Annotated in this window: 8 protein-coding genes; 7 read left to right on the plus strand and 1 reads right to left on the minus strand. The window is 44.8% G+C overall.

The genetic code is table 11. The features are described from left to right. Positions 1–87: 87 nt before the first annotated feature. Positions 88–360: a helix-turn-helix domain-containing protein gene (locus tag ACJJI5_RS05965; protein WP_445356304.1), complete on the minus strand. Its 273-nt coding sequence runs from the start codon at positions 358–360 to the stop codon at positions 88–90. Between the two features lie 174 nt (positions 361–534). On the opposite strand from ACJJI5_RS05965, the gene ACJJI5_RS05970 reads away from it, so the two are divergent. The 7 genes from ACJJI5_RS05970 to ACJJI5_RS06000 all read left to right on the plus strand — a co-directional run bounded on the left by ACJJI5_RS05970 (position 535) and on the right by ACJJI5_RS06000 (position 16,172). Then, the gene (locus tag ACJJI5_RS05970; protein WP_445355786.1) at positions 535–1,092 is read left to right on the plus strand and encodes a hypothetical protein; all 558 of its coding nucleotides are present in this window, start codon (positions 535–537) and stop codon (positions 1,090–1,092) included. 11 nt (positions 1,093–1,103) lie between these two features. Further along, positions 1,104–1,727, plus strand: a complete 624-nt coding sequence (locus ACJJI5_RS05975; RefSeq protein ID WP_445355787.1) for a hypothetical protein — start codon at positions 1,104–1,106, stop codon at positions 1,725–1,727. A 262-nt stretch (positions 1,728–1,989) separates the two neighbouring features. Next, complete coding sequence (locus tag ACJJI5_RS05980; protein WP_445355788.1) at positions 1,990–2,208, plus strand: helix-turn-helix domain-containing protein; 219 nt, start codon at positions 1,990–1,992, stop codon at positions 2,206–2,208. A gap of 139 nt (positions 2,209–2,347) precedes the next feature. Beyond that, entirely contained in the window at positions 2,348–2,551 is a 204-nt protein-coding gene (locus ACJJI5_RS05985) for a hypothetical protein (protein ID WP_445355789.1), read from the plus strand. A gap of 678 nt (positions 2,552–3,229) precedes the next feature. Further along, positions 3,230–3,553 (plus strand): hypothetical protein, encoded by a 324-nt coding sequence (locus ACJJI5_RS05990; protein WP_445355790.1) that lies wholly within the window; start codon positions 3,230–3,232, stop codon positions 3,551–3,553. Between the two features lie 177 nt (positions 3,554–3,730). Next, positions 3,731–5,773: a BamB-related PQQ repeat family beta-propellar protein gene (locus tag ACJJI5_RS05995; protein WP_445355791.1), complete on the plus strand. Its 2,043-nt coding sequence runs from the start codon at positions 3,731–3,733 to the stop codon at positions 5,771–5,773. 598 nt (positions 5,774–6,371) lie between these two features. Then, the gene (locus ACJJI5_RS06000; protein WP_445355792.1) at positions 6,372–16,172 is read left to right on the plus strand and encodes an Ig-like domain-containing protein; all 9,801 of its coding nucleotides are present in this window, start codon (positions 6,372–6,374) and stop codon (positions 16,170–16,172) included. Position 16,173: the final 1 nt, after the last annotated feature.

Genomic DNA, 16,173 nt, shown 5'->3' on the forward strand with positions numbered 1-16,173 from the left:
GTGCCGGTTTGCTTAATCGGACGTATGAAAGCCCCGGCAGATGGCTCTGCCGGGGCTTTGTGCTATCTGCCATTCTTTTTTTAGCCGCTAAGCCGCATCCCCCGCCGAGAGCCGGTTGGCGGCGTGCTTGAGGATCAGGATATCCAGCAGCTCCTTGGCGATCTTCTTCTCTTCCTCGCTGAACCCGCTCAGCGCCTCAAACTGCATCCGGAAACTGGTATCCGGCCCGCGCTCCCCCTCTGCAAATACTAACTCGTCCAGGGTCACATGCAGTTCCTTGGCGAGGCGCACCAGGGTCTCCAGGGTAGGCTGGGAGGTACCTGTCTCGTACCGCTTAATCTGATTGACGTGCAGGCCAATTGTGCTTGCTTTAAAGGAAACTGCCTACAAAATGGAAAAGTGCCTCAAGGGAAAAATCTTGATAGAGTCGATCTTCGTCGGGAGAAAATGGCTGCAAGCCGTTGATGCGCCAAGGGAAAATCGCTTCTGAACTACGACTTCGCGTCAGGTGTACCGGTCTTTGCAAATGGAGCTGTGACGGCTGCCTTCTCCATGGCGATGAGTTCAATCGCGCGATCAGGAACCCAGCCCACCGATAAACCTAATATTACTGGTAGTGATAAAGTAGCGTTTGTAGGTGGTGCCGCAGACGATACTTTCGGAGCTGGTGTTGTCAGGGAGAAATACGAGGCTTACATAAAAGTGAACGGTGAGGACAGCGCAGCCTATTTTGAGTGGACTGATGCTGATGCGCTGTCAACCTACGTGGGTGATCATAACGGCCGAGTTACTATTGTTGCGCACAGTTATGGCGCGGACGAAGCCGCACACTTGGTTGCTGGCGGAATGAAAGTTCACAAACTTATAACAGTTGATCCCGTTGGTTGGACGCGGCCAAGCATGCAAGCGATATCAAATAATGCTGTTATCTGGAATAACTTTGATTCTACGGGAACAAGCGGTTACTTTTGGAATAATGCAGTGGCCACAGTTGGAGGTGCTTGGAACTCTTTGCCATCTGAATATGCCACAATGCACACAGTAAGCAATTATGACCATGTTGCTATTTGCTCTGTATATTGCAGTCCGTGAGAACAATTAGAATGTTGAAAATTAGTAATTTGATACGATTATCTGCCATTGTTGCTTTGGGGTTGTTTGTTCAGGGTTGTAAAGCTGATCTAAACGATTTGAAGCTGGAAAAACTATCATTGGTAGAGGTGTCGCCTAAAACAGATTCCGAAATGGACTTTGGGAGATATGTTTCACGAGACGGGGATTTGTTTCGTCTGCGAGTGGATATTACCTCTGACAGGGATGTGTGGAAGTTGATTAAGGATCAGCATTACCTTCTCAAGGTTGATACGTTTTTTTGTAAGGAACCGAAAAAAAATGTTCTGATTGATACCGGGGTTTTGTATTGGAAGGGACAAGATGTAATGAGTAAAAGTCTTGATCTTGACTCTCCGATTGAACGCGAGCAGCCTGGAGAAAAGACATATTCTGTTTATTTAAGCGTTTATTCTCCGGCAGTTCCGAGCTTTAGGAAAAGCCAGGAAGGCAAGCAATTTAATGAATACGAGGCCTATGATTTAGTTAAAAAAGCCGAGGATGTTTGCCTTACCGTAAATAGCCGGACAATGGTTGGAGGGTTTAAATCCAACACGGTAAGAATACCGAAAAGCTTGATAAGGGATGAGTTGAAAAAAGTGGTTTTGGCTGAATGAGTGCTGTACGCCAAAATCATGTTTGGCTACAGCGCCAAAGAAATAGCCAAGGCCGTGAAGGCCGACATACTGATCGAGGTAACGACAATGGATAAACCCATCCTGGAAGTGATGTACGAAAGCGCTCAAGAGCTCTGCACAAGGCCGGGGCCATGAACGAAATTACCCTCAAGGAGTTTGATGCCCTGTGCCTGCAACCAGTGAAGGAATACACCGCGGGCTCTTCCCCAAGCGCTAAAAGGCCAGCTAGGGCGTGTTCGCTGTGTACCTGAATAACAACAAATCCATGGTGCAGAATTGGGAGCAGGGGGCCAAAAAGCCCAGCGGCCCGTCTCTGAAGCTGCTGAACATCGTGGATTGCAAGGGCCTGGATGTGCTTGCCTGCCCCTCAGTCAGTAACCACCCCAGATACAACAATCTCCAGGCGCTGACGCTCCCAGGGAGCGTTGTATCTGGCTCAAGTAAACCACTTCCGGACTAAAAAGTGCCCAAGAGAAAAATCTTGTTAGAGTCGGTCTTCGTTGGGAAAAAGTAGCTGCAAGCCCTAGATGCGCCAAGGAAAAGCCGCCCCTGTGATACGACTTCGCATCAGGTGAACCCATCTTTACAAATGGGCTGCTATGACAGCAGTTAAGTTAAATGTAGTCTCCGTAAAGACTAGGGGTAAAGAATTACCTAATTCACCAGAAGTTGGTGATAAAGACGTAACTTACTCGTCAAAGGAAGAGTTTTACAAAGAGAATCATATTCCTGCAATAACATCAGACGAGAGGCCTCTGGATATGGTGTGTGGGAACGCGATAGGCGAAATATTTGATGGTTAGTGACTTAGAAATCTAGATATTTCAGGTTCAAACGAACATATTCTTGTAACTCCTCCAGATAGCATTGTCTCGGATATTGGCTTTATGGAGGTAAATAGGGTGGGGAAATTATCGCCTTTTGGGGATATACGAAATTTGACAAGCATTATCAATACGCGAGTCCTCAAAGGCTTTTCCATCTGGAAACCTACATAAAGTTGAATCACCTATAGATAGGAAAGTGATGCATGGCTAGTTTTTGAATCTCTACAAATGCCTTTCTAGCAACCCCGGTCAGCAATTCCTTAGCAGTAGTAATCATATTTAACTTTTCCAAGAAGAGCTGTATTGCCTAGCTCAATAGTCTCGAAGCTAATTGACGTAAGCTTCCATAGTGCCAGGTATTTGCTATTGAGGTAGCTTGTATAGATACCCTCCAATGATACTCTCTAAAGAGGTCTGACTTTAACTGTGAATTGAATAGGTCGAGTCAATCTGTAATGAGTTTACAGTATAAAAGGTTAAGAATGAGTTACGATAGAGGTTCATCGCACTATTTATTCATATCGTAAAAAACTAACTTATTTTAGATGCAAGCGAGTTGCTATTTTTGTTAACTTAAGAGAGTAAGGTTGACTTTAGATTTGAACGATAATCTTATAAGAGATGAGTTATGGAATTTATATTATAGGAGGCATTATGCTTGAAAGGGTATTGATTATTCTTTGTTTTTTAGCGCCAGTAAGTGTTTGGGCTCATTCAAGTACAGGAAGTATATCTATTACTAAATTACAAAGCTGGAACGGCGGTGGGATTTTTATTAAAACGGATGAGTTGGAGATAAGTAATCCCGCAGGGTGCGCTATTACTGATCAATATGTCCTATCCCCAAATGCATCTGAAATGTCACAGTCTATGCTGCTTAGCTCATATATTGCTGAGCAAAAACTGAATCTAATAGTGTATGGTGATGGCTGTGAAAATGATAGGCCTATGATAGTTGCGGTTACATTTCATAAATAAAGTAAGAAGTAGCTCGGCGATATTTGTCACCGGCACATTTTGTGTTGCCTAGTGGTAATATTTATTTCTGGCACTTGTCTATTTTGTACCAGGTTTGTCAGTAAGTCGTTTTTTTCTTGAAGATGAAAAAAAATTCTGTGAAAATGCTCACGAATAAGGAAGTGGTTTTTTCTGTAGTTGGTTGTTGCAGTTTTTGGTCGGGATGCTAAAAGTGTAATCTTTCGATTCGCGAAAAATCTGGCCATCATCAAGGATGAAAAAATGGTTGGATCGCTCGCTGAGCCTCTTCATAAAATGGAAGCTAAAGTAGTTTCTATTTTCTTCTCTTTCTTCATTGTGTTTTCTCCCTGCCCTATTGTTGCAGCCACAACTGCATCTGTATCAATAGATGCTCCAGGTAATGATACGCTAGTTCCAGATAGGTTTCCTGATGTCGAAGTTTCACTTGCTAACGTTCAAAATCTATCAAATCTTGAGCTTAAAATAAGTCAGGGGCGTGGAGTAGAGAGCTTATGTCTGATCGATTTGAATGAAAATATAGGGCTTTGTTCACTTACAGTAAGTCTTGACGATGGCTGGCAGGCTATTGATGTGAGTTTGTATAGTGATGGAAGCCTGGTTTCCAAAGCAGCAATATCTGTTGCCGTAGACGAAGACCGTGATGGTATTGCAGATCATTTAGATAAATGTACGAATACTATTGATACTGAGGTCGTAGATGTCGATGGTTGTAGCCCCGTGCAGTTGGATAGCGATAACGATGGAATTTCAAATGTAGATGAATTTCTACTTATTTTGCCTGCGATTAACATGCTACTTGACTCTCCTTATGATCCCGTAGAAGAACCTAAACCACTAGAAAACGCTATCGAAGATGGTTTGTTTTTTGAATCCCCAGCCCATAAAGCTCTGGTTGTAACCGATAAGCCCTCTTTGCGGCTGAGAGCTAACTCAAGTCTAGATTTAACTGGTGCAAAATTAACAGTCAGCATTGGTAACGGAAGCGCAGAGTCTTGTAGCTTCGATCCTGATACAAAGGTTGGTAAATGCGATTTAACAAAGCCGATAGGACATAAATGGACAGATATAGAGGCTGTCCTTTTTAAGTCTGATACACAGCTTGCTCGAAGTGTTATCTCAGTTGCGCTTGATAGCGATGAAGATGGAATCGCTAATTCTGAAGATTTCTGTTCTTCAACTTCCCTAGATGAAACCGCGAATAGTTTAGGGTGTGCTCCATCTCAAATTGATTCTGATTTTGATGGTATCAGTGACATTGATGAGATAGCAGCTGGTAGTAATCCATTTAGCGGAAAAAGTTATCCGTCCGTTAAAATTAGTGCATTTACGGCATTGCCTGAAAAAATCTCTCGTGCTGGTGATAGTGTGGGGTTGAGCTGGATAACATCCGGTGCCACATCAGTTAGTCTTACTAACAATGCTGATGACTTTTCTTTTTCCCGATTACCTGCTGAGGGTAATGCGAGGGTGGCGCCAAACTTCTCGACTACCTATACCGTAGTGGCTACGGGACCCGGAGGTAAGTCAAGTGCAAATGTTCAAGTTAAAGTAGGTGCATTTACGCCACAAAACCAGTGGGGAGAATCTCCTCTTGATCAAGTAGCTGAAGCGATTAGTACTTCACTCACTGTTTCAGAAAGTGGAGCTGTTTTTTTGGGAGCCTTTGATAATAATTATTATCGTTTCTCACCTAAAGGTGATCTTGATTGGACGCTGAAAGATGTCGGTGTGGTGATGAATAAGGGCGCTATACAAGGAAGTACCATATTTATAGGCACCAGCAATTCAACTGGGGGAACTGTAGCAGCTCTTGATGGAGATAAAACCACCCGGTGGACATCAAGGACTGAGTCAGCAGTTATTGGGGGGCCGGTTCTTAATTCCACAGGTACAGTTGTATATGCTGCGACATATGATGGTTCGGTATATGGATTTAATACTGTAGATGGTCAAGAGCAGTGGAGTTATCAGTTGCCCGAAGGCGAGACTGTAAGTGCAACACCTGCCTTGAGTCGGGATGGTGCGACTCTCTATGTGCACAGCAACTCCCATAATGTATATGCATTGAGTTTGCTTCCATCGCCCTTGTTAATGATGCGTAGTTCTCAGTCGTTATCCGGCCAGAGCCCTTCAAATAATGCGCAATCTCAGACTAATGGCACTTTACTTTGGAAAAGTGATATTGGTAAAGAGGAATAAGAAAGTCGAGAAATGGCTTTAACCACTGTCTTTAATGTAACGGATGGTGGGTGTAGTGAATTATTTATAATGAACGATAGTGCAATGTAGTCTGCCAGTCGTCTTGCATATGGAACGGTTTGTTATGTCTTTTTGGGGATTACTCTGTAGAGTTAGATCAATAGTTAGCTCTATATTTCTCGCTTTATTATTTCTTTCTTGTTCAGCTAAAGTTTGGGCGATTCAGTGGTTTTCAAATGACTACCGTGATTATTTTGAAAATATAGATGTGACTTTTAGTGTCACTCCAAATTCCGTAAGTAAAGACGGAAAAATAAATCTAAAGGTTGTAACTGAATCGAATGGTTACCATTCAGGTCATCTATTTTGGCCGAGTATGAGAGATGATGGAAAAGTTATATCTACCCCGTGCGAGATTTATCAAAGTACGGACGGAGGGGGAAGTTGGTATAGAATACCAGAAAACCAAGGGCCCGGTTTTCCTTATCTTGCTGAGATTGATTGTAATCCAAACACCTTCGGCCAATCTGGGAAGCAGACAATCTTAGCTGCCACTATTACCCGGAATGTTAATAAAACGTATAAATTTAAGTTCAGAATGTCGACTGGTCCGGGTATAGGAGCAGATCCGATAGACTATTGGACAACTCCTGTTGAAGCCGTAACGGTTGATATTCCGGAAAGGCCAGGGAAAGTTACAATTACCTCAGCTACTGGTGAAAAAGAGGCCGCCGATGGTGTATTCACTATTAAATGGGCTAAGCCTTCTGGGGATGTTAATACTTATAAAATACAGGAGTACTATAAACGAGATGGTGTTACCTCCAGCCCAAAATATATCACAGTAAACAAAAACACTTATAGTTATACCCCCTCTAAAAAACCTGCTTCAACTACTTATTACTATAAAGTTAAGGGGTGTAATGAGCTCAATCAATGTAGTAATGAGTGGAGTGATCCTCGGGCCGTAAAAGTAAGAACTAATGAGAAGCCGACAGTTAAATTACAGGCTCCAACTCACGGCAAGACCTACCGGCCAGGTGATATAAAAACCATTTACGCCACTGCATCAGACTATAACGGTATTAACCAGGTAGAGTTTTTTCGTAGTGCGAGCAGCTCCGGTAGCAAACCAGCTTCGTTAGGATATAGTACCTCTGATAATGGTGATTGTAATGGCTGTTACCGTATTAATTGGCCTGCAAACTCTATTTCGGGGGAAAATATCTATATTTGGGCTGTAGCTAAAGATACCCTTGGGCTGAAAAATTCGATAAACGATACGAATACAGTAAAAATATCTATTCTAGATAATGAACAGCCTGTTGGCTGGCTAAATAGTCTGCCATCCTCTATTACTCAATATGATAACGTTGTATTAACTGCAACTGCCTCTGACAATGATGGAAGTGTGGCATCAGTTGAGTTTTTTGTCGGCGGATCCAGTTTAGGTATTGATAGAACTTCACCATATACGGCTAATTGGAATGATGTGCCAGATGGGAATCATTTACTATCGATAGTTGTTACGGATAATGAGGGATTGTCTAAGACTTCCAATCCAGTAATCGCTAGTGTAAAAGCACTAGACCCGCCAGCTCCGCCCAACAGTTTAACTATTGATGGATATACTGCTCCAGTTCCAGAAAATACTACAGGGTCTTACACCGTCAATTGGAGCGACGCTGGTGAATATTATGTTCTTGAACAATTAAAGGTAGGGGTTGACGGCGTATTCAAGTCAATTCCTTTGGCGAACAATAAAACTACCGGGCAATACATGCCCAATCAAGGTGCGGGCACTTATAAGTATCGAGTATATGCTTGCAATAGGGCTGGTTGTAGCTCTCAACCTAGCCCAGAAACATCAATAGAAGTAGTTAAAGAAAGTCCTAAATCCCCCCAAAAACTTGTAGCTGTCCCTGCGGGAAATGAAGCTCTCTTCACAAGTAACTACCAGTTACAATGGGACGCGTTTAACCAACAGGAAGGGGGCGCAAGGCCGACTTATTATGTATTACAGGAAAAATCAGGAGGGCTAGAGACCTCTGGAAAATGGACTGTACTTTCCTCCAATAGCCTTTCCAACAGTTTTTCTGTAGAGCGTAAGAGCTCAGGAGTTTATAGCTATCAAGTTATGGCATGTAATGTCATAGGGTGTAGCGAACCAGGGGAGATAGTCACATTAACAGTAGTTCCACCCTATTTTTCAGCGGCAGCTGTCTCATGCGACGGTCAATGTATCTCACTTTCTGTTAACGGGCTGGACCCGGAGGGCTCGATCCTGTTGAGCGCGATACATTCCAAGCTATTTGACTTGTCTATTTCTGCTAAAGATCTCAACTGGCAATCCTCTACAGAGTTTGAGCTTGCAATAGTTCCTGAGATGGAGCTTTATAAAGGCCTGTTCGAGCTTGGTGTCCGAGTAACAGCTGTTAACCCTAATAGTGCCAAAGGGGGTATAACTGTTTATGGAGATAAAGCTACAGAGATTATTGGTGAGAGTCAGTCGGCCCCAACCCTTTCCCCGGATGGCACCCTATATGTCGGTGCGGATGAAAAGCTATATGCCTTGAACACTGAGGACGGCTCCGTTCTTCCAGAGTGGCCTTTTACTACTGGAGGAATTATTAAAGCGAGCCCACGGATTGATGGAACGGATGGAACGATTTATGTTGGATCTTTAGACCACAGTCTCTATGCGGTAACTCCTTGGGCTATTCAAAAGTGGCGCTTAGAAACGGGGGGAGAGATCGTCTCCTCTGTTGTGATTGATGATAGCCGCGTGCTTTACTTTGGTTCTATGGATGGTGTGCTCTATGCCGTGAATGCACCTAATGGGAGCATAAAATGGGCGTTCCCTGCTGATGGCGGCATTGCGGAAACGCCAGTCCTTGCCGGCAATGATACTCTGTACTTCACCACAGTAGACAGTAATCAAGTTTTTGCAATTCCTCGCAGTAACCAGGGGCCTGGAAAGCTGGTCTGGGATAGCGTTGATGACTCTTTGATATGGGAAGAGATCGGCAATTGGAATCCAAATATCGCCCAATTGCCTGAATTTCTTACCGTTGCAAGACTTTATCGAGGCCTTTTACAGCCACCACTAGCAATGAATAGAAAGGTACTAACTTTCTGGACTTATCAGCTATTGAGTGGCGACTATACGCAAGTCGACATTGCCAGAGCTTTTCTTAATTCGGATACGGGTCGTAGTATTTATACTCCAGCATTAAGTAACACTAAATTTATAGACACTCTATATGAAAGAATTTTTCCCGGTCAGGGAGCTCCGCAGATAACCTGGGGTGGGGTAACGTATAGCCGTACGATGCTGTTGGATATGTTATCTGGTGGCTATTCTCGTGAGCAAATAGCGGTGCTATTAACGCAGTCTCTTGAATTTAGTTATGCCACCAATACTCTTTTAAACTATAGCTTTGATTACCTTTATGAACAGGATTACAGCTGGGCAGTAACAACCTGTGACGAAGGAGATGAATATACTCGCGATTGTGACTCGGACGGGCTCCCTGACTGGTGGGAAATACTCTTTCTCGGGAGTACGGATTACGATAGCTCCGATGACCCAGATGGCGATGGAATTACTAATGGCAAAGCATTTGCAGGTAATCTGAGCCCATGTGATGCTGGTTGTTACAATGGAGTCGTTGATCAACCACCAACCCCAGCAGATATTCCTCAATTATCTGCAAGCGAGATAAAGACATCAGAATCAATAGGTGCATTATCTGGTAACTTCAGGGTCAATGAGACAGGCGCTGCGACTTATTCTATTCCCCTAAGTGTTCCTGTGGGCACCGCCGGTGTCGCGCCAGAGCTTGCTCTAAGCTACTCCAGTCGATCAGGCAATGGGCTTTTAGGGCAGGGGTGGAGCTTATCAGGGCTGTCTTCTATTAGCCGGTGTAATAAAACCCTGGACCAGGATGGTAAGGGTGCAGCGGTTTCGTGGAGCAAAGATGACCGATTCTGCTTGAATGGGCGCCGTCTGGTATTGGTTGAGGGAAGTTATGGAAAACCTGGATCACAGTACCGAACTGAAATAGATACCTATGTTTTAGTTACCGCTAAAGGAGGGACAGCAGGCCACCCCAGCTACTTTACGGTTGAAAGCAAAGACGGATCGATAAGTTATTTCGGTGACGGTAATAAATCACAACAAACTATTTCTGGAAAAGGTACTTCAACTTGGGCAATTAGCCGTACGGAAGATAGTGCGGGTAATGGTATAAATTATATTTATGCAAATGATGGTGGTCATCGTATACGGGAGATACGCTATGCCTATGGGGCGGGAGCAGTAGCTGAGGCCCGAGTCTCTTTTACTTATGATGATCGTATGGACGTGATCAACGGCTATTTTGCGGGCTCCCTGTTATCAGTTAAAAAGCGAATGACCGGCATTGAAATATTTGGTAGCGAAAGTGATGCCTTGCATCGGTATGAGATTGATTATCTAGACAGTGGTTATGATCACCTGAGTCGAATTGAGTATATACGGGAATGTGCAGGCAATATTTGTAGGCCGGATACAGCCTTTGAATGGCATCTGCCTTCCATTATGCATAATCCTCAGTACTCAGACACGCTGCAGCTGAGCAAACAATTAGATCGCGCAGCCATTTCTCCCCAACCCGCGGATATCAATGGCGATGGTTTACTGGATATCATTTGGTTGGAACCAGATTGGGATCCCGATGGAAGGATCCATGATCAATATTTCAAGTATGTACTAGCTTCTGGTGATTCATTTACAAGAGAAAGATTAGCCTATAAGTACCAAGAGGATGTTGATACGCCTTATCAGTGGAGCATGATTGACTATAATGCGGACGGGCGCTCCGATTTGGCTATCTATGTGAGAGAGCGTGGCCACTGGGTAGTTCACCAGTCTCAACCGAGTTCAGCTGGAGTTTGGAACCTTCCTTCATCCAGTATTCCGCCTATCGACTTGCCTGTTTATGAAGAGGATGCGCGCTTCATAGATATCAATGGCGATGGACTTGCCGATGCGGTATCTGCCACTGGATATCAGTTACTCGAGCCCGATAGCTCCAAACCTAATTCTTCAGCCAATTACTATAAGTATGGTAATAAAAGGAGCTGGACGATTAGTGGACTACCGTCTTGGGGTGAACTTGACAGTAAATACGAAAGTACAGAGTTGTATCTGGATCCAGGTGCAGTAGGAGATTTCAATAATGATGGTCGGGTAGACCTTGTTTTTGTTGATACTAAGCAGACTTGGGAAGTTGATTTAACTAATTTCGACTTTTCTTCAGGTAGAGATGAAACCCTCATTTTGTCCAATCAACATACTCGGGTTTACTATGCATCCATTGATGGGGATAACCTGTTTATTGATGGTAAATTGTTGGATTTCGTGCAGGCGTCCTGGCCAAATAAAGAAAATAAAGAATATGAAACCACAGCACTTGAAAGACATGGGAGCCTTAAGCAGTCGCTGCAGGTGGTCGATGTTAATAGTGATGGCTTGCTAGACCTAATTACACGAAATGGAGAAAACTATAAATATCGAATAAATACTGGCGATGGTTTCAATTCGGAGGTTAACCTCGGTACATTAAATAAAAACTTATCGTTCAGCTGGTTTGATTACGAAGGTGATGGTGACCTTGATGTGCTTTGGCGAGAGGAAGATGGGGCTAGTGAAAAGTTAGTTTTCCGTCGCTGGCAAAGCCGTACCAATAACTTCTCTGAGCCTGAAACTTTCAAGCGTGTGAATAGTTCCCGGGTTGGTGGTAAGGATATATTCCTAGATATGAATGGGGATGGGAGGACAGATTATCTCGAATTCCATGATGATTACCTCTATATCTATCATGCTGAGGAGAGCCAGGTTGCCCCTAATGTTATTTCTAAGATAACTAATGGTCTTGGGGCTGAAACTTATATTACCTACAGTGCAACAAATACCTCTGGCCACTACGCCCAGCTGGGAATCGGTGTAGCCCTTTCTGGTTATTGTTCTCGAGTTTCAAATTCTGACAGTAATGTGGAGGACTGGTGTTTAACTAATAAGGTTGCTAGTAGCAGCGAGTTCTATCAAGCCCTTAATTCTGATTGGCAACACTCTTTAACCCTTGGGAAAACCAATGTCGTTATGCCGTTAATGGGTAACCAATTCCTGGTGACTCGCATTGAAAGTTCGACTCCCGCTGCGGGTCACCAACCCGGTACGGTTGACAATCTTGCAACTAGTGGAATTCGCTATTTCTACGGAAATGCTCTCCTACAAGCGGGCGGAAGGGGCCATCTGGGGTTTGAGTCTATCCAGACTTTAGATGAGCAAACCGGCGTAACCACGACCACCACCTATAGGCAGGACTTTCCCTTCATCGGTATGCCTCTACGTACAAAGCAGCGTACTAGTGATGGCGCTCTACTAAGTGAAGCGGATAATACCTGGGATATTCTGGGGATGGAGGATTCTTGGCCTGAGACTGCTAGAAGCGAAGGAACTGTCTCTTTAGGCCCGTTAAAACCTTATATTTCCCAAACTATCGAATCCAGTTACGCCTTAAGAGCGAACGGTCAAGCTCAGGGGGAACATCTCAAAACTGTTACCACCCATACGGAGCAGGACATGCATGGTAATGTCACCAGGCTTACGGTAAATACCGAGGCCGCTAATGGTGATAACTACATTACCGACACCGAAAATGATTATGGTTCTGGTCGACGAGTTAACTTCGTTAACCCTGATCACCAATTGAATGAGTATGAGGAACTAGGGCGCCTTGTCTCTGCCAGAGTCACTCATAATCGTTTTGAGGGAGGAGAGAATGATTCTGCGGTTCGATATAGCGAATTTAGTTACTATGAAAATGGGTATAAAGCAGGGCTCTTAAAAGAGGAGATCATCGAGCCGCTCTCCGATGACTTGCGATTCACTACTCTCTATGATTATGACCAGTTCGGTAACAAAATATTCTCGCAGCAGTCTGCTGCGAATGAAGAGAGCCGTTTCCAGCACTGGATTTACGATGTCAGTGGGCGCTTTGTAGATAGGGAAGAAAATGTTTATGGGCAAACTACATCCCTAGTATTGGAGCGCAATGAATATGGTCAGCCGACTCTGGTTGAGAATATTTCGGGTGTGCCTACATCATTCCTTTACGATAGGTTTGGCCAGCGATTATTGGAATATAGTGCTACAGGCTCACACAAAATAGTGATGCTGGGCCATGCTGGTGCTCAGTGCCCAGCATCTGCTGTTTACCAAGTTACCGAACGTGTCGGCGGCGGTGGTGAATCTGTTACTTGCTTCGATATGCTGGCGCGGAAAATTCGTACCGCCGCTCGCGCTTTTGACGGCGGGTGGAACTTTGTCGATATGCAGTATGACCAACTGGGGCGGGTTAAGCATCAAAGCCAGCCTTATTCCCAGGGGCATTCTCGTTACTGGACTACACAATATTACGACTTGATTGGGCGTATCATCGGAACCGACTTACCCGGAGTTTTAGGGGTTAATGGCACTGGCTACGATGTTGCTGTGGAGTATGATGGTTATACGAGCTCATCTATAAATGCTAAAGGCCAGGTTCACAGGTCAACAAAAAATGCGTTGGGTGATCAGGTACGAGTCCAGGATAATTTGGGCAATGTGCAAGAGTTCCAATACGATGCCCAGGGTAACCTCCGATTCGTATTTAATCGTGGTGATGGTAGTCGCAACATTGTGACAGGTATGGAGTATGACCTGCTGGGACGTAAAACAAAGATGTCCGATCCCGACAAGGGGGAGTGGGGTTACAAGTACACAGCTTATGGCGAGCTGTTCGAACAGACTGATGCCAATGGCCAAGTAGTAATTAATCGTTATGACCGCCTTGGCCGCTTAAAGGAACGCACGGATAAAGATAGCGCTGGTGTAATTGTTGAGACTACACTGTGGGGTTATAACAACGAAGTATCCGCGGATGTTTATGGCACACCTGCGGGGGCCCTACGTGAAGTGGTAGCCTTGGATAGTGGTTACATCCGCTTGCATGGTTACGATACTTTAGGCCGCCCACAAGAGACGATCACCAGTTTTGCTGATGGTGATGATCACTACGAGAGAAGTAATTACGATCAATACGGCCGCGTGTTCCAGGTGTTTGATGCGGGCGGTGATGGCAGCTGGGAGAGCAGTGCGATCCAGCATAAGTACAATGAGTATGGTTATTTAGAGCAAGTCATCGATGCTGAACAACTCAACCTTGCCACTGCGGAACAGTTTTATACTGTTATTAGCATGGATGCTCGCGGTAATGTCACCGAATATTTGAACGGGAATGGGATAACAACCCAAAACTTCATTGATCCAGCCACTGGTCGTCTTACTGGTAAAGTCGCCCATGTACTCGGACTTGGGAATATTCAGGAGCTAAGTTATCAGTGGGATGATGCGGGTAACCTGGAGTACCGGGAAGATCGCAGTGGTGACAAGGATCTTCATGAAAGCTTTAGTTACGATGGTTTGAATCGACTAGAGCGATCCCAAATCCAAGGGCGCGATGCTCAAGATGTGCACTACGATGATTTGGGTAATATTACCTTCAAATCAGATGTTGGCACTTATAAATATGCTGAGCAGTGCAGTAACGGCGCGGGCCCTCATGCGGTGTGTGAAACCAGTGATGGTGTCAGCTACCAATACGATGACAATGGCAATATGACCTCTGATTCCAGTGGCCGCTCATTGGTATATAGCACTTTCGATAAGCCTACCGAAATTACTAAAGATGGCCATAAAACCACATTCCTTTATGGTCCAGAGCGCAAACGTTTTCTCCGCAGAGATACGGCTACTGATGGTCAGGTAACTGAAACTCGCTATATTGGGAATGTGGAAAAAGTCACCACTGATGGTAATACCGAAGTGAAGCGGTATTTACCTGGTGGAGCCTTAGTGATTATTTCTGCTGGGCAGCGCAAGAGCCGTTATATGCATACGGATCACTTGGGCTCATTGGATGTCATAACCGAAATTAGTGGGGAAATCGCTAAAGACAGCAATGGAAATCAACAGGTCTTTAGCTTTGATGCCTGGGGGCAAAGGCGCAATGCTGTAGACTGGGGTGCTTTATTGGGTGATGAACTTACAGGCTTCTCATCCAGCTTAACCAGCCGCGGCTATACCGGCCACGAGATGTTGGATCAGGTTGGACTGGTCCATATGAACGGGCGTATCTACGATCCCCGCCTGGCCCGCTTCCTTCAGGCGGACCCCTATGTGCAGTCGCCGGATTACAGCCAGTCTCATAATCGCTATGCGTATATATGGAATAACCCACTGAATTCCACCGATCCCAGTGGTTACTTCAGGCTTAGAGATTGGGTGGGAGTCATAGTAGCCGTCGTAGGGGGGATTATTTGCGGAGCACCTTGTGCAGAATTTGGTTGGGAGATGGTCGCCCTTGGAGCCGCTTCTGGTGCAGCAAGTGCTGCCGCTAATGGAGGGAACGTTCTAGAGGGGGCTTTGATTGGAGGCATAAGTGCAGCTGCTTATGGAGCGGTAGGGCAAATGGACTTTGGTGGGCTGGGCTCGTTTGCAGGCGTGGCTGAGTTCTCTGCTTATGGCATAGCAGGTGGTATTACCAGTGTGCTCGGAGGCGGAAAATTTGGACATGGGTTTGTTTCCGCCGGTGTGAATCGGAGCGTTTCTGGGAAAATTGATGGTGTTGGAGGATCAGGCTCTACGGGAGTAGCTTTACGAACGGTTGTAAAAGCTGTTGTTGGTGGAACTATTTCTGAGGTTACAGGTGGCAAATTTGCCAATGGCGCCGCTACTGCTGCTTTCTACGAATTGGTGGGTTCAGTTGAATTAGATGAAAGTTCAGGTTCAGGAGAAATTGATTTTTCAACAGAAGGAACTGCTGAAGAGCGACAGGAGCGGTTTAATCAGGTTACAAAGGGTGAAAAAAATATTGAGTTTCGTGATTGGTATAGAGGGAAGCAAAAGGATGCTGATGGAAATATTACTTATTTCGAGACCGAAAATGCCGCGGAGTTTAAAGAGTGGTTAGCAGATCGATCTGAAGGAAGATCTAGAGGGTGGGTTAATGGTGTCAACCCAGCCCCTCGGAATTTCTTTGGCTTGAAGGTAAATGGCACAATAACTTTGTATCGCACGAGTGTAATGGGTTTTCATGGGAGAAAGTATCTGCCTGATGGTCAGGAAATTAGTGGTCTATTTTCACCTTTAGAGAACGGTTACATAACCGTCGGCCACGAACTTTCACATAGAGCTGGTATTGAGATGGGGAATAATGCTGTTGCTCATTTGCAATCGAATCTGCGGGGTTACAGTAAGTGTTTGTCAGCAGGGATGTGTAATTGGCAGGGCTGGTCTTTTGGAGGTTTGTGAT

The organism is Microbulbifer maximicatervae (SeqCode) (assembly GCF_052467955.1).

Coding starts and splice junctions, on each gene's coding strand:
- ACJJI5_RS05985 (WP_445355789.1), top strand. CDS start 2,348: ATGACAGCAGTTAAGTTAAATGTAGTCTCCGTAAAGACTAGGGGTAAA.
- ACJJI5_RS06000 (WP_445355792.1), top strand. CDS start 6,372: ATGTCGACTGGTCCGGGTATAGGAGCAGATCCGATAGACTATTGGACA.
- ACJJI5_RS05975 (WP_445355787.1), top strand. CDS start 1,104: ATGTTGAAAATTAGTAATTTGATACGATTATCTGCCATTGTTGCTTTG.
- ACJJI5_RS05990 (WP_445355790.1), top strand. CDS start 3,230: ATGCTTGAAAGGGTATTGATTATTCTTTGTTTTTTAGCGCCAGTAAGT.